This window comes from Nodosilinea sp. LEGE 06152 (assembly GCF_015207525.1).
Lineage (GTDB): Bacteria > Cyanobacteriota > Cyanobacteriia > Phormidesmidales > Phormidesmidaceae > Nodosilinea.
This window is the reverse complement of the sequence record NZ_JADEWR010000022.1, coordinates 62634-89631: the sequence shown is the minus strand read 5'-3', so window position 1 is coordinate 89631 and position 26998 is coordinate 62634. Positions and strand designations below refer to the sequence as shown.

The 26998-nt window shown below is 54.0% G+C and carries 23 protein-coding genes; 11 read left to right on the top strand and 12 right to left on the bottom strand.

Features of this window, described 5'->3' with window-relative positions; genetic code table 11:
- The first annotated feature begins 22 nt into the window (after window positions 1-22).
- The gene (locus tag IQ265_RS23635) at window positions 23-1498 is read left to right on the top strand and encodes an ATP-binding protein (RefSeq protein ID WP_194058167.1); all 1476 of its coding nucleotides are present in this window, start codon (window positions 23-25) and stop codon (window positions 1496-1498) included.
- Window positions 1495-2169, top strand: coding sequence for a response regulator transcription factor (locus IQ265_RS23630; RefSeq protein WP_194058165.1), 675 nt, complete (start codon window positions 1495-1497; stop codon window positions 2167-2169). The genes IQ265_RS23635 and IQ265_RS23630 overlap by 4 nt, the downstream gene beginning before the upstream one ends.
- A gap of 200 nt (window positions 2170-2369) precedes the next feature.
- On the opposite strand, the gene IQ265_RS23625 is transcribed toward IQ265_RS23630, so the two are convergent.
- The 10 genes from IQ265_RS23625 to IQ265_RS23580 form a co-directional block, all read right to left on the bottom strand.
- Window positions 2370-3113, bottom strand: coding sequence for an SAM-dependent methyltransferase (locus tag IQ265_RS23625; RefSeq protein ID WP_194058163.1), 744 nt, complete (start codon window positions 3111-3113; stop codon window positions 2370-2372).
- Window positions 3114-3153: 40 nt separating this feature from the next.
- On the bottom strand, window positions 3154-4281 hold the full coding sequence (locus IQ265_RS23620) for an iron-containing redox enzyme family protein (protein ID WP_194058162.1): 1128 nt from the start codon (window positions 4279-4281) through the stop codon (window positions 3154-3156).
- 295 nt (window positions 4282-4576) lie between these two features.
- Entirely contained in the window at window positions 4577-6055 is a 1479-nt protein-coding gene (locus IQ265_RS23615; RefSeq protein ID WP_194058160.1) for an alpha-amylase, read from the bottom strand.
- Window positions 6056-6246: 191 nt separating this feature from the next.
- Window positions 6247-6978: a DUF3891 family protein gene (locus IQ265_RS23610; RefSeq protein ID WP_194058158.1), complete on the bottom strand. Its 732-nt coding sequence runs from the start codon at window positions 6976-6978 to the stop codon at window positions 6247-6249.
- Window positions 6979-7141: 163 nt separating this feature from the next.
- Window positions 7142-7540: a hypothetical protein gene (locus tag IQ265_RS23605; RefSeq protein ID WP_194058156.1), complete on the bottom strand. Its 399-nt coding sequence runs from the start codon at window positions 7538-7540 to the stop codon at window positions 7142-7144.
- Between the two features lie 138 nt (window positions 7541-7678).
- Window positions 7679-8707: a hemerythrin domain-containing protein gene (locus IQ265_RS23600; RefSeq protein ID WP_194058154.1), complete on the bottom strand. Its 1029-nt coding sequence runs from the start codon at window positions 8705-8707 to the stop codon at window positions 7679-7681.
- A gap of 597 nt (window positions 8708-9304) precedes the next feature.
- On the bottom strand, window positions 9305-9718 hold the full coding sequence (locus tag IQ265_RS23595; protein WP_194058152.1) for a BON domain-containing protein: 414 nt from the start codon (window positions 9716-9718) through the stop codon (window positions 9305-9307).
- 49 nt (window positions 9719-9767) lie between these two features.
- A complete protein-coding gene (locus IQ265_RS23590; RefSeq protein WP_194058150.1) occupies window positions 9768-10322 on the bottom strand; it encodes a DUF2231 domain-containing protein in 555 nt (184 codons plus the stop codon).
- Between the two features lie 103 nt (window positions 10323-10425).
- Window positions 10426-12126, bottom strand: coding sequence for a beta-carotene ketolase CrtO (gene crtO, locus IQ265_RS23585; RefSeq protein ID WP_194058148.1), 1701 nt, complete (start codon window positions 12124-12126; stop codon window positions 10426-10428).
- A 290-nt stretch (window positions 12127-12416) separates the two neighbouring features.
- Entirely contained in the window at window positions 12417-12647 is a 231-nt protein-coding gene (locus IQ265_RS23580; protein ID WP_194058146.1) for a hypothetical protein, read from the bottom strand.
- Between the two features lie 906 nt (window positions 12648-13553).
- Between IQ265_RS23580 and IQ265_RS23575 the strand changes: the two genes are divergently transcribed.
- Entirely contained in the window at window positions 13554-14015 is a 462-nt protein-coding gene (locus tag IQ265_RS23575) for a BON domain-containing protein (protein ID WP_194058144.1), read from the top strand.
- Window positions 14016-14577: 562 nt separating this feature from the next.
- Window positions 14578-18672, top strand: a complete 4095-nt coding sequence (locus IQ265_RS23570) for a PAS domain S-box protein (RefSeq protein ID WP_194058141.1) — start codon at window positions 14578-14580, stop codon at window positions 18670-18672.
- Window positions 18673-18702: 30 nt separating this feature from the next.
- Here the strand turns inward: IQ265_RS23570 and IQ265_RS23565 are convergent, their stop codons facing one another.
- Entirely contained in the window at window positions 18703-19110 is a 408-nt protein-coding gene (locus IQ265_RS23565; RefSeq protein ID WP_194058139.1) for a response regulator, read from the bottom strand.
- Between the two features lie 210 nt (window positions 19111-19320).
- Window positions 19321-19998 carry a hypothetical protein gene (locus IQ265_RS23560; RefSeq protein ID WP_228038374.1) on the bottom strand — a complete coding sequence of 226 codons (678 nt, stop codon included), beginning with the start codon at window positions 19996-19998 and terminating at the stop codon, window positions 19321-19323.
- Between the two features lie 587 nt (window positions 19999-20585).
- Between IQ265_RS23560 and IQ265_RS23555 the strand changes: the two genes are divergently transcribed.
- The 7 genes from IQ265_RS23555 to IQ265_RS23525 all read left to right on the top strand — a co-directional run bounded on the left by IQ265_RS23555 (window position 20586) and on the right by IQ265_RS23525 (window position 26856).
- The gene (locus IQ265_RS23555; protein ID WP_194058137.1) at window positions 20586-21875 is read left to right on the top strand and encodes a glucose-1-phosphate adenylyltransferase; all 1290 of its coding nucleotides are present in this window, start codon (window positions 20586-20588) and stop codon (window positions 21873-21875) included.
- A 602-nt stretch (window positions 21876-22477) separates the two neighbouring features.
- Window positions 22478-22951: a DUF4383 domain-containing protein gene (locus tag IQ265_RS23550; protein ID WP_194058135.1), complete on the top strand. Its 474-nt coding sequence runs from the start codon at window positions 22478-22480 to the stop codon at window positions 22949-22951.
- A 406-nt stretch (window positions 22952-23357) separates the two neighbouring features.
- Window positions 23358-23540 carry a CsbD family protein gene (locus IQ265_RS23545; protein ID WP_194058133.1) on the top strand — a complete coding sequence of 61 codons (183 nt, stop codon included), beginning with the start codon at window positions 23358-23360 and terminating at the stop codon, window positions 23538-23540.
- A 273-nt stretch (window positions 23541-23813) separates the two neighbouring features.
- Entirely contained in the window at window positions 23814-24617 is an 804-nt protein-coding gene (locus IQ265_RS23540; RefSeq protein ID WP_194058131.1) for an SDR family NAD(P)-dependent oxidoreductase, read from the top strand.
- Between the two features lie 120 nt (window positions 24618-24737).
- On the top strand, window positions 24738-26105 hold the full coding sequence (locus tag IQ265_RS23535; protein ID WP_194058129.1) for an MFS transporter: 1368 nt from the start codon (window positions 24738-24740) through the stop codon (window positions 26103-26105).
- Window positions 26106-26168: 63 nt separating this feature from the next.
- Window positions 26169-26534, top strand: coding sequence for a hypothetical protein (locus tag IQ265_RS23530; protein ID WP_194058127.1), 366 nt, complete (start codon window positions 26169-26171; stop codon window positions 26532-26534).
- A 22-nt stretch (window positions 26535-26556) separates the two neighbouring features.
- A complete protein-coding gene (locus IQ265_RS23525; RefSeq protein WP_194058125.1) occupies window positions 26557-26856 on the top strand; it encodes a hypothetical protein in 300 nt (99 codons plus the stop codon).
- Window positions 26857-26998: the final 142 nt, after the last annotated feature.

The following is a 26998-nucleotide window of genomic DNA, read 5'->3' as shown; positions in this document are numbered from 1 at the left end:
CCTTTTCTGTAATCACGTGTTTATGGCGCATTTTGGGCTTCCACCAATTACTACCGTTCGTCACCTGCTGCAGGGTCGCAACATCGATCCGGGGTCGCTGCAAACTCGCCTGACCGCTGGGGTGGTGCTGGCGTCGCTGGTCGGTATTGGCTCTCTGGCTACCTGGATGGGCTGGCGGATGCAGCAGATTATGCTCAACAGCTATCGCCAGGGTGCCGCCCTAATCGCCGATCGCCTGCAGGAAGACGTGCGCTACTACAGCCAAACCATGACGCCCCAGGAGGCCTTGAACCGGGTGGTTGAGTATAGGGCTACGGGCGACCTAGCCATTTGGGTCGAGACGCCTGGGGGCGATAGCCTAGCCCAGTCAGAGGTGCTCACCATGGGCTCGTGGCAAACCTCGGGCGTTAGCGATGCCCTGCTCAGCATGTCTGTGCCCATGGGGGTCAAAATTGTGCCTGTGCAGGGCTGGCAGCTTGTTGTATGCGCTAGCCCTCTCAACCTGTCTGGGCTACCGCCAGCCACCCTATACATTGCCGACGACATCACCGCTGAATACCAGGGGCTACAGCAGCTGGTGCGGATGCTGCTGCTGGCCAGTCTGGTGCTGATCAGCCTGCTGTCGATCGCCTTTGCCCTCTACATTCGCCGCGCCCTCAGCCCGATTCGTCGGCTGAACCGATTGGCGGGTCAGGTTACCGCCGACACCCTCGATCGGCCCCTCAACCTGGAGGCTGCCCCCACTGAGCTGCAAGAGCTGGTGCGCAGCTACAACCTGATGCTGGCCCGCCTGGCCAAGGCCTGGGGGCAGCAAAAGCGCCTGGTCAACGATATTTCCCACGAGCTGCGCACGCCGCTGTCGCTGGTGCAGGGCTACCTGGAAAGCACTCTGCGACGCGGGCAAAACCTGACCGCCGCCCAGCGGGAGGGGCTGGAAATTGCCGCTGCCGAAGCCAGCCGCACCACTCGCCTGCTGTGCGAGATTCTCGACCTGGCTCGCCTGGAAAACGGTCAGGGAGCGCTTCAGCTAGAGCCTACCGACTTGCAGGAGGTGATTCATACAGCGGTGGCGATCGCAACCACGGCCCAGCCCAGCTCTCAACCTCGGGTTAAGGTCAACCCCTGCGCCCCGGCAATCGCCACGGTCGATCGCCAAAAGCTCTGCTCGGCCCTGGTCGAGCTGATCGACAATGCCCTGCGCTACGGCGACTCGCAGCAGCCGGTGCAGGTTTCGCTCACAACTCAGAAAGGCTGGGCTACGATTCAGGTGCAAGACCAGGGGGCGGGCATTCCGGCAGTTTGCCAGGGCGATATTTTTGAGCCGTTTTACCGCGTGGATGAGGCTCGCTCTCGCACTAGCGGCGGCACCGGGCTGGGGCTAACCCTGGTGCGATCGCTGGTAGAGGCGATGGCGGGCCAGGTTAGCGTTCAGTCGCAGCCCAACTGCGGCAGCGCGTTTACCCTTCGCATACCGATTCAAGCTGGAGATAACCCATGAGCGCCCGTATTTTAGTGGTAGAAGACGAAGAAAAGCTGGCCAAGTTTGTGCAGCTAGAACTGTCCTACGAAGGCTATGAGGTCAGCGTGGCCCACGACGGCCTCTCGGGGCTGATGGCCGCCCGTGACCAGGCCCCCGACTTGATTATTCTCGACTGGATGATGCCGGGGCTAACCGGGGTCGAGGTCTGCCGCCGCCTGCGCCAAACCGGCACCGCCACGCCAGTCATTCTGCTCACTGCTAAAGATGACGTCAGCGATCGCGTGGAAGGGCTCGACGCCGGGGCCGACGACTACGTGGTCAAACCCTTTAGCATTGAAGAACTGCTGGCCCGCGTGCGCGCCCACCTGCGCCGCATTGAGCCGCAAGATGCCGAGCTTTTGGTGTTTGGCGACCTCACCCTCGATCGCCGCAGCCGCGAAGTGCGCCGGGGACAGCGAGCGATCGAACTCACCGCCAAAGAGTTTGACCTGCTCGACTATTTAATGACCAACCCGCGCCAGGTGCTCACCCGCGATCGTATTCTCGAACAGGTGTGGGGCTACGACTTTATGGGCGACTCCAACATCATTGAGGTCTATGTGCGCTACCTGCGCCTCAAGCTCGAAGCTGAGGGCGAAAGCCGCCTAATTCAGACCATGCGCGGCGTCGGCTACGTGCTGCGCGACTAATATCAATCGTCATGCCGCTAGCGTGGCACCCTCAACAATAAAAATAGCCATAGCCGTTCCCTGAGCGAAGTCGAAGGGAACGGCTATGGCTATTGCTTTAGAGCAGGTCTGGGTTGCGTGACCTCGATTCTCAACGGGTGGCTTGCGTAGGGGCAAACGGTGTGCGCCCAACCCAACCGTTTGAATGTTGGCAATGGTGACTAAAGTGCTGTCATCACTTTTAGAAACTCTTCTGAGAGACAGACTGTCGAGGCGCTCTTTTGACGAAAAAGAACCCCGGCCAAAAAGTATATTCTCTCTGAAAAGAACGCTTGACGTCTACACTTGAGTTTTGCGATCGAGTCTCTTACCTTAGGTTCGCAACTGTAGTAGCCAAACTTGAGCGGCGTGACCATAAAATCAACCACTTCGTACCCAAGTTTGAGCGCGTGGTTAACCGTATTGACAGGGTTTGAATAGGCTGAAATCATCAGCATGACCTGCTCACAGCCCTGGGCAATGAGCTGATTGGTAATGGCAGCCCCGTCGTCGCCGCCGTGCAAAGACGGCATGTATAGCTGATTGTCAGGAGCGGGCAGGTAGGGCGGGTTGGCGATTAGGCAGCGCGCTTCTGCTGGAGAACCCTCAAAAAAACAGTCGTTATGAACGGTGTAATAAGGTGTTAGCCCATACTGCTCAATTCTCAGCTTTGCCAATTGGTAAGCCGCTGGGTTTAATTCGAAGCCCTGAATTGCCCCTTTAAAGGAGCTTCTCAGCAGTGCTTGAATGACCGGACTACCGTCCCCAGACCCAAATTCAACGATGGGGCCTTCTGAGGTGCTTTGGGACAGCACCATTTTCTCCAGACACTGGGCATAAAATTGTGATTCTTCAGGACAAAAGAAAACTTGATTGGGAGACTTAGCCTCAACCGCAGTGTCTGAGGTCAACAAGCTTTTGTTCATAGCAGGGGTTTAAGTAAGTAGGTTAAAGAAGGCTCGCAATTTAGGCGGCGTGAACACGCGGTAGAGGAGTAGATGCTTGCTGAATTTGCTGAATGATGGCTTGCCCAGCCCGTTCTCCAATGAACTTTTCTTGGGCATATCCCAGCAAAATTTCCCAGGCCTTGTCAGAGTATTGCTCCGCTAGTGGGAGTGCCACATCCTGTAGCATCCACAGCCCGTGGCGCTCATCTTCTCGAATGTGCAGCTCCCAATATCCTGATGACTCTTCGCTCAAATTTAATCGCTTGGCGGCCATCAGGTAATCGGTGTAGATTGAGGGGCCAACGATTTCAAAATAGGTTAGCCCACCGTTGTAGCGCAGAAAATACTGCTTGCATTCGGTTAGCAAAAAGTTGTGGTTAATGCTAGCCAATAGCTGCCAGGGAGCCAGATCAAAATACCCTTCTGGGGTAGTGTTGAGGTCCATTTCGGCCATCATTTTGGCAAAGAAAGTAGAGTGTTTACGGGCGAGGCGGCCGTTGCCGTACTCTTCCATTAGCACTCGAATCAACATGGCCTGGACTTCGTTACTGGCCCCGCCCAAAATGCGCGACATGCGGCTGGCTTCTACTAGGCCATCCAAGGAAGTAATCGCCAGCAGCCGTCGATAGCCCTCGCGGTCGAGGTCCTCGCGCAAGAACCGTCTATTTTCGGTAACCGGCGGGTTTAGGTCGGCTTCGTACCATTCTCTGAGCGTTTGCTGCACATCCTGCTGCTGTAGGGAGGCAACATCCATCTGCCCTAGTTCCCAGGCTTGCCAGGCAGACTCAATGCGATCGCGCAGCCACTGTAGGTAGAGCGATCGCTCGTTTTTGTAGTGCTGCAGGTCGTCGTACCAAAACAGGTTGAGGCGGTTAATTCGGTACAAAATGCGTTGCAAGAACCGATGGGCCGCTTCATCACCGGGTTCTGAGGCATTGCTATAGGCCATCGGCAGCGCGGCGGCGATCGCCGCTTCTAGCGCCTCAACACACTGGGGAGCTTGGGTGACCTGTTGGTCAAGATTTTCAAGATTTAGCAGATCAATAAACTCTTTCTCCAGAGCACCAAAATCAATGCTCTCTGGCGTTGAAAAGCTGTGACCTGAGACATTTTGCCTCAGATCTCGATTATTGACAGCGGCAAACATAAAGATACCTTAGAAATCTCTTCCCATTGATTTACTAATCGGCCTATCTTGAGTGAGTCGACTAGTGAACCGATCGACGAATAAGACCTATTAATCGCTTGATGGGCATAGTTTAACTCTAGCTACTGAATAGAAATATCCTATCTGCCTGTGGGCAGAATGTCGGGTTGGGCTATTTGTGGCTGAGCTGTTTACGCTAACCTATGCTATGCATAGGACCACAGCGCCGAAGTCAGTTTTTGCGCGGTTTGTGCAGAGCTAAAAAGATTTGTACTGCTCAGAAGCCGAGCGATTCTTAGTCTCTGGGTACCCACACCGAGACTGAAACTGCGGCACAGTTGAACCTGGCCCATCCTTCATCGTTAGTGGTTACCGGGCAACTGAGATGCTCGGTGATATCGTAGTAGGTGCAGTTGGGCAGTCCTACTTTCATGTATTTGGAACTGTTGCCGCCATTGGATGTAATGACCGCCATACCACCGGGGTGGTCGCTGTCCCCCAGGCGCGTCCAGCCAATAGAATTGGGATGGTTGAAGTAATCGTGCTGCTCACCAAAGGCATAGGTGCGTCGCACCTGTAAAAACCGATCGATTAGCCACCGATAGCTGTCGAGCTTAATATCTTGCTCTTTGCCATCGCGACCGACATCGGTGTAATGGGCACCGTAGTAGTCGGCATAAAAAATACAGGGATAGCCTGCTTGACGCAGCAGAATTAAAGCATAGGCCTGAGGCTTAAACCAGGGTTCAATGGTCGATTCTGATGCCTGTAGCGGTTGTGAATCGTGGTTGTCGACCATGGTAACGGCTAGCGCTGGCTGTTGCTTAACCAGCGTGTGATCGAAAATTGTGGTCAAGTCATAGCGATCGCCGCTTCTGCTGGCCCGGCTGAGGTTGTAATGTAGCGGCACATCGAATAAGTGAATATCGCCGCCGGTTCTATCGATAAACCTTTGCAGGAGGCTGGGGTCAGAGGACCAGTACTCGCCCACGGCAAACAGATTTTTGCCGCTTTGGTCGCGACAGTGCCGTAGAAAGTCTGAGAAAAAGTCAGATCTGACGTGCTTGACGGCATCAAAGCGAAACCCATCTATTTGGGTGGTTTTGACGTACCAATCTCCCCAGTGCTTCAGGGCATCTCGTACGTCCTTAGACTGGGTGTCTAGATCACAACCGATCAAAAAAGCGGTAGTTCTGTCCTCCAGGTCGCCGTCATCTTGAAGAAATTTGCCGTTGAATACGTAAATAGCGTCGTGATGTTTGTCATTGGCATCGTAGTCAACGGCATCAAAATGCCACCAGTGCCACTCCATCACAGAGTACTTGCCCTTGCGCCCCGGAAAGGTGAAGTGCGTCCAGGCTTTGACAATCCGGTTTTCGCCGATTACATCTTTTTGATTTTCGCGACTTAGCGGTGTGGCTTCTACGTCTTCGGTGGCATCACCCCCCACCATGTGATTCAAAATAACGTCAGCATAAACTTTTATGCCGGCGGCCCTGGCGGCCTGAATGGCGTGGAGATAATCATCTTTGGTGCCATACTTGGTGCGAATACTGCCTTTTTGGTCAAACTCACCTAAATCGTATAAATCATAGACGCTATAGCCCGCATCTAGGCCGCCACTACTGCCTTTGTAGGCTGGCGGCAGCCAGACGGCGGTAATGCCTGCCGCCGCAAGCTCGTTTGCCTGGTTAGCAAACTCGTTCCACAAGTGGCCATTGGCTGGCGTGTACCAATGGAAAAATTGCATCATGACGCCATGGGGCTCCGCCATAGCCTTAGCCTCCCAACTTTTTTCGGTGTTGCTAAATTGCGGCATGGCGCTGTCAATGCCATAACCTTACGTTGCTACCCTGTACTCCAAGTTTTGGAGGCTTTGAAATTCCGGCTTTCTCAAAGCAGAGAAGCTAGAAGGCAAAACGTCTCCGCGTTAAGCAACACCCTTCTTTTGGCCTGAAATTTCGCTTAGTCCGACTTTTTGAGGGTCCAGGCCAGCGACTTGCGAGGAGCCTCTTTTAGCGCCTGAGTAAGTTCGTCGTTGGAGGAGAACTGTAGCTGCGACAAATAGCAGGCATCTACTTTAACCGTAAATTTTTCGCAGGAAAATGGCCAGGGTGTGACGCTCAAATCGCCAGAATCTAGCTGGTAAATGCTGTAGGATTCACCACTTGGGCCATTGGTAATCTCTAGCTTGCGTCCGGCGGCGGGAATTTGACGCTGGGAGAGAATGAGCGAGAGGCGATCGCACCACCGCATGAAGGTATAGGCCTTTTCAGCATCCTCCTGGCTAATCTCTAGCTCGGCTTGCCATTCGGCCTGCCGCTGCCGCTGAACCTGCAAAAAGTCGGCTATCTCAGGGTCTTCGTCGCCTTTGCCCTGGTTTAGAAAGCAGAGGTGCATCGAAATTAGCATGGCCACCCAGCGGCCCTGGTACAGGGCTTCATCGGCGTGCTTGCGCAGCTTCTCAACCTGCGTTTCTTTCTCTAGGGTGAAGTCTAGGGGGGCACCGGCCTCGGTGAGCTGATCCTCTTCCCACTCTTTTTCGAGGTGGTCGTGGTGGGCGATCGCGGCAATGGTTTCGTAAAGGCGGTAGGTCTGTTTGCTAAAGTCCCAGTGACCTGCAATTTGGGCGGCTAAAAGAGCGTGGGCGCGGTGGTAAATAATTTCCCAACCATCGGTTTGAAGATTGACGATCATATTTTCTTGTTACAGGGCTTGTTGCTAAGGCTGGTGACTAGGGATAGGTGGATGAGCTGGGGATGCGATCGCTGTTGCTGTGGCCCAGATAAAACTCCAGGCAAAAGCAACCTGCTGTTACTTCTGCCTGGAGCGCTACCCTTCTCATGTAGTGGCTAAAAACTTAGCTGTTGGGCGTGTTGCGATCGACTGCGTTAGCGGCGCTACTAGCAGCTTCCTTCGTATTCTCAACCGCATTGTCGGCGGCCCGCTTGGTCGCTTTGCTAATATTCTTAGCGGCTTCTTTCACAGCATTGTCTTCAGTGCTCTCAATGCGTTGCTCGGCCTGACGAATCATGCGATCGGCCTTGGCATCGGCGGCGCTGGTGTCACGGACGGTATCTTTGTGAGGGTACATGGCCTCGTTTTGACCAGGGCCGGCACTACCGACACTGTCCCTAGCGGGTGTAGACGACTGGGCTGCGCCACAGGCCGTGGTCACAAGCACCACCAAACCAGCCAGAAAAACAATGGCCCACTGCCGCAGGGCGGTAGGATTAAAAACTCGTTTTACGATTTGCATGAATTGCTCCTTAAAGAACTAATTGAAACGTTTGAAACTGATGGGGTGAAACCCAAATTAGCTAAATTTCAAAGCCGGTTTGATTTCACCCGCGCTGGCGCTTACACAAGCGCCAGTAGAATCGCCAGCAAAGCGCGATTACATCTGGCTTTGCAGCGTCTGCTTGCTCTGCTTAAATCGTGCGCCCAGTTGCTCGCGGTCTTTTTGGGAGAGGTTTTTGCGCATAGATGCAAACATGGTGCTCTCTTCCTGACGGGTGTGATCAACTACCACGCCCTTGAGCTGCTTGATTTTGGTCATAAACGCATCGCCCGTAGAAGGCATAGACTTGAGTTCGTTGAGCAGGTTTTCCATTTCGGCCTGCTCAGCGTAAAGCTCCTGGGTGTCGTCGTTGCCGTAGAAGGGCTGAACAGCGGGGTAAACGACTTCTTCTTCCGCTTTGGAGTGCACTAGCAGGTCTTTGTACAGCTGACCAAACAGAACTTTGATTTGTTCAGCGTCGTCAGCGTTGCGAATTTCTCTAATTAGGGTGCTGGCCTTTTGGTGATCCATAAAGATCAGATCTAGGACATCAGCCGAGTCGCTGTCTGATGCTTGAGTGGTGGCGCTGCCCACAACTCCGGTAGCGGCGGCGATCGCATCCTGCACGCGAGCCCACAGCCCCTGCTGGGGTTCTTGGCCGGTTAGCTCTAGAGTGCCAAGGTACTCAAGCATGCCCTTGAGCTGCTCCTGGTGAGCGCGGTTTTCAAAGTTCACGGTATTGAGGGGAGCCAGAGCGGCTTCTACGTCTTGGCCTACCACCTGAGCCGCTTTGTGTACCACCAGACCCGATACGACTTGGCCATGCTTGAGCAGTTCGTGCTGGGCCATTTTCTCGTACAGGCTCAGCTCAGAGCGAGAGAGGGTGTCTTTGGCCTGGCTGACAAACTCTTGCACCGTAGGTTTAGGCTCGGCCTGGATGCCGTACTGGGTGATAGCGGTTTCGACGATGTCCAAGTTTTTTTGGTCGTCTTCCAGCATGTCTTCCAGCCGCTTGCGCAGGTGATTGTCGTTGCACTGGGTTAGAAACTGCTCCTCATTGTCGATGATCAAGCTTTGAATGGCCTTGATGTCGGCCAGTTTCTCAGCGATCGCAGTTCGCTTCTGATCGTTTAAGGTGGCAGGCATAGAGAAGGACTCCAGTGAAATATCCAATCACAGCTTAATAACTGCAGGCCAAAGTCATATCTATCATTGGAGCTGAATAGCCGACGCTATTTAAGTGCCGATCTACTTCTTTGGAGCTAGCCTTAAAGTTAGCCCAACGCAGATTTAACATACACATAAAAAACTTGAATTTTCTTTGCCAAAAATTTCTTTGGTTTGCCCCTGTGAGCCGTGACTACTACATCAGGTATTTGGCAACGGTGGTATAAAAAATAAGTGAGCGAGAAATAGCGTTTCATTCTAAACCCTGATGGCTTACCTCCGATTGGTTGAGGACAAATAACTGTTTGCCTCTACAGAATGCCCGTTTTGATTCGAGGTTTTTGAAATGCGGACTCGATACCAATTATTTTTTTGGCGCACTATTGAGTGGTCAGGCTGGTTTTAACGTGTGCTGTGACCAAGAATTTTCCAGCTGTGCGGTGTTCCTGTATCCAGCCCCTTGCCTCTGCCAGTCTGCTCATACAACAGCCGCAGCTAGTGGACTAAGCGACCAACTGCGGCTGAATGCGATCAGCAAGGCTGTCTTAGGCAGGAATGTGGGCCGGGGGCACCAAATCAGCTAGCGCTGTTTGGCTCGTCGCTGGTGTTGGCGATCGCCACGTGGTTGCTGTCAACCTCACGGGTACCGTCTACCCGGCTGGCCACATCGACAATGCGCTCCAGGGTGGTGCGATCGCCCACCTGGCCCGTGAGCTGAATGGTGCTGCCGTGCTGCACTAGGGTGAGGGTGTCGATGGCGGCCAAATCGGACTCGCGATCGAGGGCCTCAGCCAGGCGGCGCACCAGCCCAAAGTCGTCGTACTCGCCCTCCAGGCCCATGCACTCCGGCGGCGGCGGTGGCACGTGCTGACCCGCTTTTTCGCGCAGCTCCTCGTCGTAGGTGTTGGTTAGGCCCGGTGTCATAGAGCTGCGCGAAGACCCGTTGGAGGTGGTGCAGTGGTCAAAGTCAATGTGATTTTGCCAAGTCATAGCTACACCTCAAGTGCTTGCGGGATCAGGGTCTACGGAACTTAGGTGCTTACCGCTCCATGGTTTCACCTGGCCCAACGATGCCGACCTTATGGCGAAACATCAGCTCGCCTCCGAACCAACCGCTGGCCAGCAGCAGCACAGATACCACTACCGATATGATCAGACCCACGGGCAAAATAGCCCGAGCTGGGTCGCCCCACCGCAAAATGACATTGATAATGCTGAGCACCAGCGCTCCTACATTGAGGGCCATGTGTGCCCATCCGGCGGTACGCTTACGCGCCCGAGGAATATTGATAAAGTCGGCCATGCCGGTGACGGCAGCAGCGACAGCCGACAGCACCCCTAGCCCCAAAAGCCAAATACTGGCCCTGGCCCAGAAGAAGTCTTGGGTGAGCCAGTAGCCGATGTCAGCGCCTGCCGCACTGCTCAAAAATGCGATCGGGAAAATAACGATGATGGGATGAATGGGATGCCCAAAAATAGCCACCGAACTTGTAATGCCGGTACCCCGATATTCCGTAGCCCGACTGTCGATCAGCGGCGGCAAATTGGGATACGGCACCTGGTTAGACTGATTCTGGTAATCTTGGCCGGCCATAGCAATGTCCTCTAAAAATGTGCCAAAAATGTAAATATCGATCAACGCTCTCGTTCAATAGGCGGCATCAGCCAGCGTAAACCTTAGCTGATGCCGCACTGCTTTAGCGGCCGAGGTTAGCCACCGACTTAAAGCGATCCTTGAGCCAGTTACCGGCTTCCTTCAGGTTGTACTTCAGGGGTTCCTGCACGCTCAAGAACACGCGAGCACAGTTGCGCCCCGGTATACCCGAGATCGACCCGCCCGGATGGGTACCCGCTCCAGTCAAAAACAACCCTTCAATTGGGGTTTGGTAGTTGGCTAGCTCGGGCAGGGGGCGAAAGAACACCATCTGGTCGAGGGTCATGTCGATGTGGTAGTGGTTGCCCTTGCGCACGCCAATGCGCTGGGTCAGCTCTGCCGGGCTTTCGACCCGCCGTGCAATGATCGACTGCTTGAGGTTAGGGGTGTAGTCGGCCAGTTTGTCGAGCACGCGATCGGCCACTTTGTTTTTAAGTTCGTCGGTCCAGCCGGTGCCCAGCAGCCCTGTGCCTTCGGCCCCTTTCACCTCGTATGGGGCAAAAAACTCAATCCAAAGGGTGTGCTGACCTGCGGGTGCCATTGATGGGTCCATTACCGTGGGCACGACCACATAAAGCGATGGATCGTGATCGGGAATCAGACCCTGGCTGGGCATAGTGTGGGCTGTTTCCACCTGATCTACCGAGTCAGCGATTAGCACCGAGCCAATCAGGTAATCATCCTGGTGGTTGTAGGCCTCAAAGCGGGGCATTTCTGAGAGCGCACAGTCAATTTTGAGAATGCCTTCATTGTTGTTGACGATCCGGCGGTCTAGCCGTTCACTCAGATCTGGAGCCAGGGTTTGAGCATCGGATGCTGATATTAGGTCTTGAAAGACTCGCTGGGCATCAATATTAGAAATTACCCCTTTGGTGGCTCGATATTCTTGGCCACCGGCTACGCGCACCCCTTCTACGCGCCCGTCGGCATTGACTAAAATCTGCTCGACTGACTGATCACACAAAATGACGCCGCCATTGTCTTTAACCATGCGCACCAGGGCTTCGACGAGGGCACCCGTACCGCCTCGGGGACGGGCTACGCCGGGGTTGTGGCGCAGCGCCATCATCATCGACCCCACAGCCAGAGTCTTTTGAGAGGGCGGCCCTCCCAGTTCCGATGCCAGCCGTGCCAGGGGTGCTTTAACTACCTCGGTCTCAAACCATTCGTTGAGGGTGTCTTGGGGGCTATTCAACATGGTGCGGATTAGGTCTAGCGCCTTGTCAACGCCCCCAACCAGCGACAGCAAATCCTGCATGTTGTGCAGACCGTAGTTGCCTAGAATGTCGATAACAGATTTTGGCGGTGCGTTGAATACGGGGGTAATAGCCTGAATAAGGGTGTCCCAAAAGGCCATGAATTCTTTGTACTGCTCTGCATCTCGCTGGCTGTAGCGGGCAATTTCAGCACAGGTTTTGTCGACTGAGCGGTGGGCCAAAAATGCTTTGCCATCTGCCTGTGGGCAATAGGTGATGGGGTCACAATAGAGATACTCTAAGCCGTAACGCTCTAGCTCTAGTTCATCGACCACAGGTCCCAGGTGGATGAATTCGTGGTCAATAGCGCAGAGGTTAAAATAAAAACCGGGAGCTTCTTCGGGTAAGGCTTCTTCTGTGGTGGCTGCCCCGCCCGGAATCTCGCGTTTTTCTAGCAGTAAAACACTGTAGCCTGCTTTTAGTAAATATCCTGCGCAAACTAACCCATTATGGCCAGCCCCAATAATAACAACGTCAAATGTCTGCATAGGAGAATTACTCAAAATGTGTTTTGATGGTAAATAATCTGCTGCTTGAGGCGACCTACCTTTAGAAATAGATTAGTGAGAGAAAAATTTTCTCGAAGCCACTTCTTGGTCTGGTAGACAAAGTCAATACTCCTTAGGTGAGATTTAGAAGCTAATATCTTCTCTTTAAAGTAAGAGGTATGGCTTGAGATTTGGATGACACGGTTTTGGGCCTGGGTACTCCTGCAGGAGTACCCAGGCCCAAGGCTACGCATATTCACGGTGCTATTTGTGGTAGTAGATAAATGTCCTTAGCTTTGGGACATGGTCTTCATCAAATGCTTGCGAATTTCCTGAATCTGCTCCATCTCGGTCTGCTTAAGCTGGGTAAATAGCTCAACGCATTCCTGGGAGTTAGCGTCACGGGCGTCTTGCATGTACTTGTCGTAGGCTTGTAGAGCCTCGGCTTTGCTTTGCATGACGGTTAGCCAGTCATACTCAAGATTGCTGATGACCTGCTGAATCCTAGTTCCTGTAGTCATGGGAAGTTTCCTCTACGGTTTATTGTCTATAGGGTGTCTCAATTGACGGTGAAGCAGAACAATTTAAAATCCACTGAGGATGAGGCGCGGAGGCCCCGCTGAATCGCTACTGAAACGCCTTAAGGTGCTCACACTTACCATCAATGGTTATCAGGTTGACGCTTATCTCAGCCTTCCTCATCGTCCAAAGGAGGGTTTTGTCAAAATTGGCAGGAGGCGGAGGTTCGACCTGTGCGATCGCAGTTGCCAAGCAGCATCAACCTATTGCAATCCCTTGGGTTGAGTACGGTAGGCTGCGGCTGCGGGCTGAGCCAGCGCTGTAGATTTTCGAGGTCAGGGCGCGATGCAGGTGGGAGCTGTGGCCCCTGGGGCCGTTCAAACCTTCCTAAGTGTCATCTCCTAAAAGACTTCCTAGGAATAACCGTAAAACTTGGCGCGCCAGTAAGCGTTGAAACTGAGGTAAGGGCCTGGGTTTGTTCTGAAGTAGTTAAGCCAAAACTATAAACAGATGTTGCGCTCTCAGCCGAGCTTAAACAGTGTTGGAGAGAAATCAAGTATTTTCTAGGCAGAAATAAAAAGAAAAGTTAAGGCATCTTGAAGGGATTCTTGAGATGAGGATCCTAGATTTGGTATTAACCCAGTCAGCGGTTGTGCCGACGGTAATCACTATTAAAAAGACTTTGCTAGATAAGCTCTGTCTTTTGGCATATCGAGCCTATAGCTGCCGGGAGATGTTTACTCAAGCCGAGTTGCTTAAACTACTGATCGACCTGCGGTGAGGCCCAGTGCGATCGCTCTTAATCTAGAGTTATCTAGATTTTAAGGGTTGTTGAGATTTTAGTGTAAAGCTTAGCAAGCGATCACGCATTACGACTTCACCAGTCTTTTGTTATTGGAGTAAAGCCCATGTTGATTGCTTTAGAAATTGGAATGGTGATGGTTGGTCTAGGGGTAGCCCTGCGGCTGGTACGCCTTCCCAAGGCCGGACAAGCTAGTTTGGTCACCGCAGTTTGCCTGGCGGTTATGCTAGTTGGATTTACTCAACCGGCTGTTGCTGGTGCCGTCAATGGCGATGCCATAACCGATGGTCAACAAGATCTAAACGAGACGCTCCAAACAACCCCCCAGGGCAATCAATACCAGGGCATTGAGTATGCCGATACCAAGGGCACACCCTTGGGTGATCAGGAGATCACTGACCGGGTTGAAAGCAAGACTCCCAATGAGCTGAAGGTCAGCGTCTCCAATGGCTCGGTGCGACTGTCTGGTAAAGTGGACAACCGCGACGAAGCTCAGGCGATCATCAATGATGTCAAGGCTATTCCTGGCGTTCACGAAGTAGCTTACGATCTAGGCCTGCGGGGCTAAGCCGACGTACGGCTATAGGCCGGTCGCCAGGGTTTTTGCCCAGAACTATCTTGTTTAAAGATGTAACTCGCTGGGTCGGTTGGGTGAAACCCTGGATAAGTATTTAGCTGGAACATCCTGCAGCTAGTTTTAGAACCAGTTAGGCAAGATCAAAGCACAACCTACTCAGTTAAAATCGGCAGCCCAGGGCGGGTTGCCGATTTTTTCAGCTAGAGCAGCCCAGCGGGCTAAAGTTTGGTCTAACCTGTCTACAAGCTGTCATCAATTAACTGCTGATGGCCCAAAAATTAGTGGTTGCAGCCCCTAGCCTGTTTTTTGGGGGGTCGGGCGTGGCATTGCTGTCGATGTAAGGATTGTAGCGAGAATTGGTGACTTGCCCTCGGGCCTGTCTAAGGGGGGAGCGTAGCCCTGTTTCGACCACTCTAAGCTATACCTAAGGATAGTAAAGCGATGAATTCCCTAAGTTAACTAATGTTGCGATCGCTTAAGGGTTAACCAAGTGCGGTGCACTCTCTTAGCGAACGCCATCGCAGTTCTCCCCAGTGCCTCTTCTGGACCGCTAATGCCCTCATCTCCCCTACCTCACAATGAAGCGGGACGGTTGGAAGCCCTACGGCGATACAACATTCTAGATACTCCCCCCGAAGCCGGATTCGATCGCATTACGGCGCTAGCGGCCCGCCTATTTAACGTACCTGTGGCGTTAATTTCGCTGGTCGACGACTCCAGAGCCTGGTTTAAGTCAGCCTACGGGTTCGATCGGCAAATGGTACAGCGGCAGGCCTCGATTTGCAGCTACGCGCTGTTGACTGACCAGGTGCTTGTGCTGCCCGACGTTCGGCAAGACCAGCGCTTTGCGAGTAACCCGCTGGTACATGGCGAGCCGGGGGTGCGCTTTTACGCTGGGGCACCGCTGCTGACCAAAGATGGCTTTGCCGTAGGTACCCTGTGCATACTCGACGCTCAGCCCCGCGATGGGTTGAGCGCCGACCAGCAATCGGTGCTGGCCGACCTGGCGGCCCTGGTTGTCGATGAGCTAGACCTGCGCCTGGCCGCCCACCGAGTGGCTGAAATTGACGCAGCCCTGGTGGCTGTGACCCAAGGGGTAGCCGCCCAGACAGGAACGGCCTTTTTCGCGGCTCTGGTGCAGCACCTGACCCACACCCTGGGGGTCGATTACGCTTACATTGGGCTGGTCAACGGCGATCGCCAGGATGCGGTCAAAACCATTGCCGCCTGCGTACAGGGAAAAATTGCCGACAATTTTGAATATCTGCTGCACCATACCCCCTGTCATCAGGTGCTGCTAAAGCGCAAGCTGTGTTGTTATCCCGGCGGTGTCAAGGTGCAGTTTCCCGATGCGCCGCTGTTGCAGCCGCTGGGCATTGACAGCTATGCCGCCATTCCGTTTTTTGATGCCGAAGGCACACCCATGGGGCTGCTAGGGGTCATGGATGGTAGCCCTTTTACCAATGTTCAGCTGATTGAGGCGCTGCTGCCCATTTTTGCGCTGCGCATTGCCACCGAGCTCGATCGCCAGCACACCGACGCCGCCAGGCTGCGGGTGCAGCAAGACCTAGAGCAGCTAGTTGCCCAGCGCACCGCTGAGCTTTCGCGCACCAATCGGCAGCTGCAGCTCGAAATTGCCGAGCGGCAGCAGGCTGAAATTGCCCTTCAAACCGAGCAGGAAATGCTGCGCGTGCTGCTCGAAAACGTACAGGCAGGAATTGTGGCCTGCAATCAGGCGGGTATCTTGACCCTTTTTAACCAGGCGGCCCGCGATTTCCACGGCCTACCCGAGCAACCGCTGCCCCCCGAGCATTGGGCTGACTACTACGATCTCTATCAGCCCGATGGCCACACGCCGTTGCGTAAAGAGGACATTCCGCTGTTTCGGGCTCTGCAGGGAGAGGCCGTAGACAGGGTTGAGATGGTAATTGCCCCCAAGGGGGGAGAGGCCCGCACCGTGTCGGCAAGCGGGCAGGCGATCGCCGCCGCTGATGGCAGCCCCCAGGGAGCGGTGGTAGTAATGCACGACATCACCGATCGCAAGCGCATGGAAGACGCCCTCAGAGCCAGCGAGGCTCAGTTGGCCAGCATTTTTGAGACAATTCCTGACGGCGTTGTGATCTTTAACGCCCAGGGTCAGATAGTAACGGTTAACTCCGCCGCCGAAAAGATACTGCGGAGCAATCGCCAAGCACTCGCCGAGCACAGCTACGACAATCCACCCTGGAAGGTGACTAATCTGGCGGGAGAACCCTTGGCAACCGAAGATTTGCCCTTTATGCGGGTTCTGCACACTGGGCAGCCCACCCACGGAGTTGAAATGGCCCTCGACCATAGCGATGGTGACCGCACAATTTTGTGCGTCAACGCCTCGCCCCTGCTCGACTCTAGGGATGGCATCACCCATGTGATTGCCTCGATTAGCGATATTACCAAGCGCAAAGAGGCAGAACTAACCCTGCAGGCCTCTGAAGAACGCTATCGCTCGGTCATTGAGACGACTGCCGAAGGCATTATTTTACAAAGCAGCGACGGCACTATCTACACCTGCAACGCTAGTGCCGCCGATATTTTGGGCCTCACTGTCGAACAGCTGACGGGGCTCAGCTCCCTCGACCCCTCCTGGTCAACCATCCACGAAGACGGCTCCCCATTCCCTGGCGATCAGCATCCCAGCATGATCACGCTGCGCACCGGAATGTCGCAGTCCAACGTGGTCATGGGGGTAAACAAGCCCAATGGCACCCTGACCTGGATTTCGATCAACACCCGGCCGCTGTTTCACCCCAACGAATCTACTCCCTTTGCCGTGGTGGCCTCGTTTTTTGACATTACCGATCGCAAGCTAATCGAAGCCGAGCGGGCTCAGCGCATTCGTGAACAGACAGCCCGTATCGATGCCGAAGCCGGGCAGTTTCGCTCGGCGCTGTTGGTCGATATCAGCACTACACTGGCCTCGTTGCTCAACCACACCGACACACTTCAGCAGGTGGCCGACCGGGTAGTGCCGTTTTTTGCCGACTGGTGCACGATCGACCTGCTAAATGCTGAGCGGGGCATGGAGCGGGTTGCTGTAGCCCACTGCGACCCGGCCAAAGTAGAGCTGGCCTGGCAGCTTCACCGCCGCTACCCCCAGCCGGTAGGGGCCCCGGTGGGGTTAGCCCAAGTTTTGCGCCTCGACCAAACCGAGCTAATGGCCGATATTTCAGCGGTTAACCTGGAGTCGGTGGCCCAAGACCCCGAGCACCTGCGCCTGCTGGAGGGGCTGGGGCTGAGGTCTTGTATTGCTGCGCCGCTGATCGCTCGGGGGCAAATTTTAGGGATAATTTCGTTCGTGACGGCCCAGTCAAACCGTCGCTACACCCCCACCGACCTGGCCCTGGCCGAAAATGTGGCCCACCAGGTGGCGATCGCCGTTGACAACGCCCGCCTCTACCAGGACGAGCAGACCGCCCGCAGCGAGGCCGAGGCCGCCAACCGCATCAAGGATGAGTTTTTAGCCGTGCTCTCCCACGAGCTCAGGTCGCCCCTCAACCCGATTTTGGGCTGGTCGCAGCTGCTGCAAAAGCGCCAGCCCGACCCCGACACCCTGATCCGCGGCCTTCAGACCATTGAGCGCAATGCCAAGCTGCAAACTCAGCTAATTGCCGACCTGCTCGATGTCTCGCGCATTTTGCAGGGCAAGCTCAACCTCGATATCACCCCCGTGCAGCTCAAAGCCACCATCGAAGCGGCGATGGAAACGGTGCGGCTGGCGGCGGAGGCCAAGGCTATTCGGCTGCACACCCAGCTCGACGCCGACGTACCGCCCGTGTTGGGCGATGCCGGTCGACTGCAGCAGGTGGTTTGGAACCTGCTGTCTAACGCAGTCAAGTTTACGCCCGAGGGGGGCCAGGTCAAGATTAGGCTAGAAGCGATTACCCCAGTGCCAGACCACCCCATTGCCCAGTCGCCAGCAGGCGCAACCCATGCCCAAATTGTTGTTACCGATACGGGCCAGGGCATTACCCCAGAGTTTATTCCCTACATTTTTGACCGCTTTCGCCAGGCCGACAGCAAAACGACTCGCCAGTTTGGCGGGCTGGGCCTGGGTCTGGCGATCGTGCGGCAGCTAGTAGAACTACACGGCGGTACGATCGCCGCCGTCAGCCCTGGCGCTGGGCTGGGGGCCACCTTTACGGTGCGGCTGCCGCTGCCAAGCAATCTCAAGGACGCCACCCAGGAGACCGCCGCGTACGCTTTGCACCGCGCACTCCAGCCCGCCCAGCTACCTGGAGTGCGTATTTTAGTGGTTGAAGATGAAGCTGATGCCCGCGACCTGCTGGTGCTGGTGCTAGAGCAGGCCGGGGCCGTGGTTACCGCCGTTACCTCTGCCGCCGAGGCGTTGCGACAGCTGCCTCAGCTAGAGCTAGACGTCTTGATCAGCGATATCGCCATGCCCGATGTTGACGGCTATATGCTGTTGCAGCAGGTGCGATCGCAGCTCGCTCAGCAGGGCACACAGCCCACCTTTAAGGCCGTAGCCCTGACAGCCTACGCTGGCGAAATCAACCGGCAGCAGGCCCTTGCCGCCGGGTTTCAGCGCCACTTGAGCAAACCCTTTGAGCCTGCCGAACTGGTAGCCGCGATCGCCGCCTTAATCAAATAACGCTCTTGCCAGACCTGCTACTCTAGGCCACTACTGTGAAGCTGAGTCGTGGTGGTGGTGGCACGACTCCAATAGCGTTGCCACCTTGTTCAACAGCTGGTCAAACTCAATCGGCTTACGAATAAAGTGATGAGAACCCGCCATCGTCCCCTGGCCCGTATTGACTGTGTCGTAGGCGGTGACCATCAAAATAGGCATAAACGGTAAGTTTGGATTTTGCCGAATCTGTCGGGTTACTTCATAACCGTTCATGTCAGGCATCATCACATCCATCAAAATTAGGTCGGGGGGAGAGCTTTCGACTTTTGCCAAGGCTGTGCCGCCGTTCCCAGCCGTATCCACCGCATAGCCCTCCGTTTCCAGTACAGTTTGCAGTAAAAAGAGGTTGTCGTCGATATCATCTACGACAAGAATACGAAAATCTGATGGAGTACACACTGTAATTGGTTAATAAAATGTGTTGAATATAGCTAGCTTAGTCGATAAGCTATTATGCTTACCTCAAACTTCCGGTACAGATCCTTTCTTACTTAAATAGCCAGAAAGATATAATAGCTTTATTCAGTAAAAAGGCCAATAAAAAAGGTAGGCCTAAACCTACCTTTCAACTGTCTGCTGTGTTGATAATTGATAGTGCTAAGCCACTATTTAGCGGGTTGCGGTACGGGGGCTGCGAGCACCAGTGGCAGAACCGGCCAGGGCAGCAATCAAGCCCAGCAACGAACCCAGCGCGAACGACCAGCCCACTTTGGCGGCGTTGCCCGCAGCGTTTTGAACCTGCTCGGGGGGCACGTTGGGGTTCTGGGTAACGTCAGGCAGTGAACCAGTGGGTACCTGGTTGATAACCGCATCGGCCCCCTGAGCAACGAGGCCAAAGGCTCCGGCTACTCCGGTAGACAGCAGCCAGGCGCTCACAGCCAGGGTGGTAGCCCACAGAATAGCTCCGTTGAGCATAGCGGTTTTGCGGTTCATGGGGCCGCAGGCGCGGGCCGTAACCCAGCCGCCAATGAATAGCGAAATGAGCAGGCTAATAATGGACCAAATACCGACGGCAGTACCGACTTCGCTAGCATTGCCTTGGGGGGTCGCCGTGTTTGCCAGGGTGGTAAGGCCGATGGCGGCTCCTATGCCGGTCAGCACAAGTTGAGTTGCGATCGCAATCACTAATCCCGAAAGAATTGGGCCCCAGCGCACCAAATCATGGTACTCAGCTACGGGCATCGTCGTTGTAGTTTCAGTAACCCGGTAGTTAGGATTGGTGGTGGGGTCATCCCGATAGGTTCCGGGCTCGTTTCTGTAAGCGCCAGGTTCGTTGGTGTAAGACATGGGTGTGTTTTCCTTCTCAATTGCTACGCAATGAATTGCGAACGGTAATCAATTCTTGCCAACTAATGTATGCCGTAGCTAAATCCGTCCCATCTACCCACAGACGCAAAAGAAATGGCCAGAAGGCGTAGATAGACTTCGAAATTCAAAAGTTTCGACGCATATCGAAGCTTAATTAAAGAAATAGTCTTTGTTAAGAACCATTTAGACTGAGTTTGTTATTATTGCTCGCCCTCTTCACAAAATTGAATGCTTGTTCAGCAGGGTTCCGCCCTTAGGTACAGGTCAATGGAGAGAAAAGGGCTTATTTCTAGAGTGTAAAAGCAATAGCCGTCAGAATTTCAGTGGTTTTCAGCAGACGAACTCTACCTTCTGTGGGGTGCGTCGTCGCAAGTAGCGCGATCGTGGCCAATCTCAACGATGGGTTGGCTACGACTCTATGGCGACAAAACCGACCCTGCAGCTTCGCTTAGTTATGACTCTCTGCTGATCGCAGGAGCAGCCTAGGGGAACAGTGCTGTTCTTCAAAAAGCGCAAAAAGGCGCAATTTAACCGCTCTAGTCGTAAGCTACAAACAAGGAGATATCGTGAACAGAGTGTTAGGAATTATATTGGGCGGTGGCGCTGGAACTCGCCTCTACCCGTTGACCAAAACTCGGGCTAAGCCCGCAGTACCCCTAGGCGGGAAGCACCGGTTGATCGATATTCCCATCAGCAACTGCATCAACTCAGACATCTCAAGAATCTATGTGTTGACGCAGTTTAACTCGGCCTCACTGAACGAGCATATCTCGCGTTCCTATAGCTTTTCAGGCTTTCAGCAGGGGTTTGTAGAAGTACTGGCAGCCCAACAGACTCCCGAAAACCTAGATTGGTTTCAGGGCACCGCAGATGCTGTGCGGCAGTACCTCTGGCGCTTTGAGGATATGAAGTTTGATGAGTACTTGATTTTATCGGGTGACCATCTGTACCGCATGGACTACCGCGAGTTTGTGCGGCACCATCGCGAAAACAATGCCGACATTACCCTATCGGTACTACCGGTAGACGAAAAACGAGCGTCTAGCTTTGGCCTCATGAAAATTGATGACTCCGGTCGCATCATCGACTTCAGTGAGAAGCCCAAGGGCGATGCCCTCAAGGCAATGCAGGTCGATACCACCACCCTGGGTCTCTCTGCCGAAGAGGCTAAGGAAAAACCCTACATTGCCTCCATGGGGATCTACTTATTTAAACGAGAGGTGCTACTCGACCTGCTTAAGCAGCACCCCGACCAGACTGACTTCGGTAAAGAAATTCTCCCCAACTCTGCCAAAGATTACCGGGTACAGGCCTACCTGTTTAACGATTATTGGGAAGACATTGGTACTATCGAGTCGTTCTTTAACGCAAATTTGGCCTTGGTGAAGCAGCCAAATCCGTTGTTTAGCTTCTATGACGAATCTGCCCCCATCTACACCAGGGCTCGTTATTTGCCGCCCACCAAATACCTGCAATGTACTATCTCTCAGTCGATGGTCAGCGAGGGCTGCGTGCTCAAGGAATGCAATATTACCAACTCGGTGATTGGTATTCGCTCTCGAATTGAATCGGGCTGTACTATCGAAGACAGCTTGATTATGGGAGCCGACCATTACCAAGATAACTTTGAGCGTCGGGGCAACTGCGATACCACCAAAACTCCCCTCGGTATTGGGGCAAACAGCACCATTTACCACGCCATCATCGACAAAAATGCTCGCATCGGCTGCAACGTGCAGATTCTCAACAAAGACCGTGTTGAAGAAGCCGATCGCGAGGATCAAGGGTTCTATATCCGCAGCGGCATTGTCACCGTTTTGCGAGGAGCCACCATTCCTGATGACACCGTAATTTAAGTCATCGTATACCTAGGGGCTGTCATCAATTAGTTGGTGACGGCCCAATGATCAGTCGGTACAGCCCCCAACCTGTTTGGATCGGGCGTGACAGCGTTGATGATCTAGGGATTGTGGCCAGAATTGATGATACGCCCTTGCACTTGAGCAAGATTCCCTACATGCTTGTGGGAAAATCTGCTCGAGTGCGGGTTTGTTGTGGGCCACAGCAGCAAGTAAAAATTAGCCATCGCCCAAGGACCAATTTTGAAGTCTTTGAGGCTTGACCCGCTAGCTTTGCATGTCATGCTTGAGGGGCAGTCAGGTATAGCGACAGCCATTGGGCTGAGGACATTGGGAGCTGCCACCAGCAAAAAACCGAGGGGTAAATCTGCGTAGTAGCCATCGCTGAAGCTTTGGTGTGCCCTAATACTGGCGGTAGCTATACCTCCAATAAGCGGTGCTAGAACAGGAGAATGGCTGTTCTCATCATCCTTTTGAACTCTGGTAGGAGCTTTACATTCTGCCTAGTGACGTAGGGAGAGCTACCCCTTATTAAAGAGGTTGATGCTGTTGAAAGTTATTAACTTGATTGCAGTTGTCGCGCTTAGGCCGAATCTGTTATGAAGACTACACAAAAATTTGCACTAATAATTGGTATTGTCTATGTCGCCATTGGCGTCATGGGTTTTGTTCCGGCGCTGGTCTCCCATCCCGAATCCTTTAACTCTGCGGCTAGCAACCTGGAGGTGATTTCTGGCTATGGTGCTCTAATGGGTCTATTTCCCGTCAACACTGCCCACAATATTGTGCACATTGTTACCGGATTGCTGGGTATCGTAGCGGCCATTTCGCTGGATAGCTCACGCCTGTTTGCTGGGCAACTAGGTATCTATTACACCGTCCTTACTATCATGGGCTTTGTTCCCGTTCTAAATACGTTTTTTGGCCTCTTTCCTCTCTTTGGGCCTGATGTATTCCTGCACGGTCTAACGGGTCTGCTGGGCATCTATTTTGGTTTCTTTGTTACCCCCTCTCTGCTGACTCTGTTCAAGAAAGAGATCAAGGATGGCGAGGGTGCAGGCGAAGTTCTCTAATTAAAAGTTCTCTAGCTTCGTAGGCTAGTTTAGCCCTACCTGCTATGAATATGAAGGCTAGGTCTGCGAGCAGACCTAGCCTTTTATGCCGACTTTAAGATGGCTGCTTGAGTGATTGAACGTACGGCTACGATCGCGATCGCAAGCCCTGTTTTTCCAGTCAGCGCTGGTTTGCCCTTCAACCGCTCAAGTCGGCGGTGCCTCAGATACTACGGCAGCGATCGCAGCGCCGATTCTGAAATTAGCACTGTATAGGATGATCGTGCCCAGGTCTATTTATTCTCCAACGGACAGTTTTGAAGAGCTAGAACTCAAAGGCATTCTGCAACAAAAGTGTTCCTATTGACCGATAGGCAAAGCAAACTATTCTCTTACACTATAAACATATCGAATTGGAGAATAGCCCATGGGTATTCAAGATAGAGCAGAAGCTACTGCTAAAAACGTTGAAGGTAAAGCAAAAGAAGCTGCTGGTAAAGCAACTGGCGACACCTCCACTGAAATGGAAGGTAAAGCTAAGCAGGGCGAGTCCAAAGCTGGGCATGCCAAAGAAGACCTAAAAGATCAGGTTAAGAAAGCCATCGACTAATTGCGCTAGCGCTAAATATCAATTTGGTCTCTTTACTTAGAATCTGACCAAAGGGAGCAGTGAACTGCTCCCTATTTTTTTGCTTAATACCGGCTTTATTGAGGAAATGCGAACCTCATTAAAATCGATTTGGGATCACAAACAGAATTGCATCCTAATTCTCAGAACTAACAAAATCCCCTCACTTGTAAATCTATAGACCTACAGATAACGCTGAATAAATCTACTATTAAGATTTGTGTAGATGTTTAATTATTCAAGGAGAAATATTGAATGGATTTTGGCATTAAAGGTAAGGTGGCCGTGATTACTGGCGCTGACTCAGGCATTGGTCGCGCTACGGCCAAACTTTTGGCCGACGAAGGCGTAAAAGTTGCGCTACTCGACAAAACCGACGACAAACTAGATGCTGCGCTCAAAGAGCTGAACAAGGTTGGCGAAGCTATAGCGGTACAGACCGACCTGCGCAATTTAGACGATATTGAAGCGGCTAAAACCAAAGTGCTAGACCAGTACGGTCAGGTCGATATTTTGGTGAACTGCGCTGGTATCACCGGTGCCACGGGTGATTTTTTAGACATTAGCGATGACGAGTGGCTAGAAACGCTTGACGTTGATTTAATGGCGGCAGTGAGAGTGTGCCGCACGTTTATACCGCCTATGCGCGAGTCGGGCTGGGGTCGCGTTGTGCTGGTTACTTCTGAGGATGCCGTGCAGCCCTACACCGATGAGATGCCCTATTGTGCGGCCAAAGCCGGGGTGCTTAACTTTGCCAAAAACCTCTCTAAGGCCTACGCCGAAGATGGCGTGCTGGTTAACTCGGTAGCACCTGCTTTTATCGCCACCCCCATGACCAACGCCATGATGGAGCAGCGGGCTGAAAAAAACGGTACTGATGTCGAAGGCGCGATCGCATCTTTCCTAGAAAAAGAGCGGCCTCATCTGCAGCTAAAGCGTCGGGGTAAGGCCCAGGAAGTGGCGGCTGTAATTGCCTTTTTGTGTTCTCAACAATCTAGCTTTGTGGTGGGGGCCAACTACCGCGTTGACGGTGGTTCGGTGGCCAGCATTAGCCTGTAATTGCCCGTCTAGCCAAACCCAGGTCAGACCAAACTGCACCCCAAGAAGGATGTGAACCAGGGTCTGTGCGCCCAAGATGGTACGGATCTAGCCAGCTATTGCCACTACCTACTGCTGTTTATGACCGTCGAACGTCCGGGCTTGCGCCTGCTGATTACGATGAACCTGGGCTTTTGGGGGGTGCAGATTGGCAACGGCCTGCAGCTGGCCAACGCCAGCACTATCTTTGAGTCTTTGGGGGCCGATGTCAGTCAGCTGCCGCTGCTGTGGCTGGGGGCACCGCTGATGGGCCTGCTGGTGCAGCCCATTGTAGGTGAGCTGAGCGATCGCACCGTCAGCCCCTGGGGCAAACGCCAGCCCTACTTTCTGGGGGGCGCGCTGCTGGGGGCCGTCGGCCTGGTGGCGCTGCCCTGGGCTACCAACCTGACTCAGGCGGTGGCCCTGTACTGGCTGCTGCAGCTGGCGCTCAACATTAGCGTCGCCCCCAGTCGTCCCTTTGTGGGCGACTTGCTGGCCCCCCGCTATCTCACCTGGGGCTACTCTATTCAAGGGTTTTGCATTGGCCTGGGGGCTATCTGTGCAGCGGGGCTGCCCTGGCTGCTAGAGCATTTGCTGCACCTTCAGCCCGCCGCCGAGGCGACCGATACCGGGGTGCCCGCCGTCATCGGCGGTGCCTATATGGTGGGGGCGGTGCTCTGTTTGGGCAGCACCCTGGGCACCTTTTGGACGGTCAGTGAACCGTCGCCCCAGTCGACCCCAAACCCGGTGCTAGCGCCTGAGGCAGAGGTGCTAAACCCGATGCAGGCGATCGCCCAGGCCATGACCTCGCTACCGCCGATGATGCGCCAGCTAGCCGGGGTGCAGGCTCTGAGCTGGGCGGGAGTCTACTGCATTTTTCTGTACCTGCCCAATGCGATCGCCCGCAATATTTTGGGGGCTACCAGTCGCGACTCGCTCAGCTATGCCCACGGTGTAGAATGGGCCGGTCTCTGCACCGCCTTCTATAACCTGGTGTGTCTGGGCGTCTCGTTTTTGATTCCCGCTTTGAGTCAGCGCTGGGGCCGGGTGACGACCCACGCTGCCTGCCTGATGGCCGGGGCGGTGGGCCTGCTATCGCTGCTGCTGGTGCACGATCGCTACTCCATTTTGCTGTCTATGGTTGGGGTGGGCATTGCCTGGGCCAGCATTCTGTCGATTCCCTACTCCCTGCTGATGGACGAGCTGCCCGAAAGCCAGAGCGGGGTATATATGGGCCTGTTTAATGGTTTTGTCACCCTGCCTCAAATTGTCATGTCGCTGGGCTTTGGCTGGGTCATGCGCCATCTGCTGCACGGCGATCGCCTGTTGGCCCTGGCCCTGGGAGGCATTTTGCTCGGCCTGTCGGCTCTGCTAATGCTGCGCGTGCCCGAACCTGTAGTTGAGCAGGCTGCCAATGATCTGCCAGAGGAGACAGATCGCGCCTTAGAGAGCAACGTTTTGTCTCCTTAGAGCGATGTTGCCACCCGGCATCGCTCGCTAGGCTAAGGCCAGTTGTAGACCTGGAAAAACAATATGGCTACTCAAAAATCTGACCAAAACTCCGATCAGCGCCAGGAAATCCATCAGCCGCTGACCCCTGAGGAAGTGTCGCCCGAGCAGAAGGCGGCCCACAAAAAAATGCTGGAAGAAAACGAGAACATGGTTCTCAATCCGGGGGATATCGTTGACGGCGAAAAAACGCTGCAGGAAAAGTCTCAGCAGGTGGCCGTCGATGCCCCTGACATTACCGGCGACCACATCGTTGTGCCCACCTATTTTGTGGTCGACGACCCCGAAGAAGGCCAGAAGGCCCTGCACCACGTCAAAGATGCCGAAGAGATTTCTGATGTCATTCGTCAGGCCCGCGTAGACGAGTCGGGCGAGCGCACCTGGAACTAGCCGCAAGCAGCCTCACGATGCCATGAAATATTCAACTACCGACGAACCTGAACTTTCTGATCTGTCGGCTAAAGCGAGAAACAGCAGGTTGAGCACGTTTCTAGGCAAGGTTGCGCTATCCGTCGTCGCCGCTCCCCTAGGGGGCTACCTGCTGGGGCTGCTGCTGGAGCGGCTGTGGCCAGGCGAAATATCCTGGTCGCTGACGCTGCTGCTGTTTAGCCTCATCGTTGGCGTGATCTACCTCTGGCTGTGGATGAAGCGCGATCGCTGGGGCGATCGCCCCAGTCTGAGCGAAGAGCCTCGTTCTGAACAAACGAGCTAGAAATTGTTCTCTAACCCCCTGCCGCCGATAATTTAGCCGTCTCCCTCTTTCAACTCCGCTGAACCTCTCGTCCGGGCTGGGTGAAGTCGAAAGGGGGAGATCGCCGTGCTGCTCAGAAGGCATCCGGTTCCCAACTCCTTTT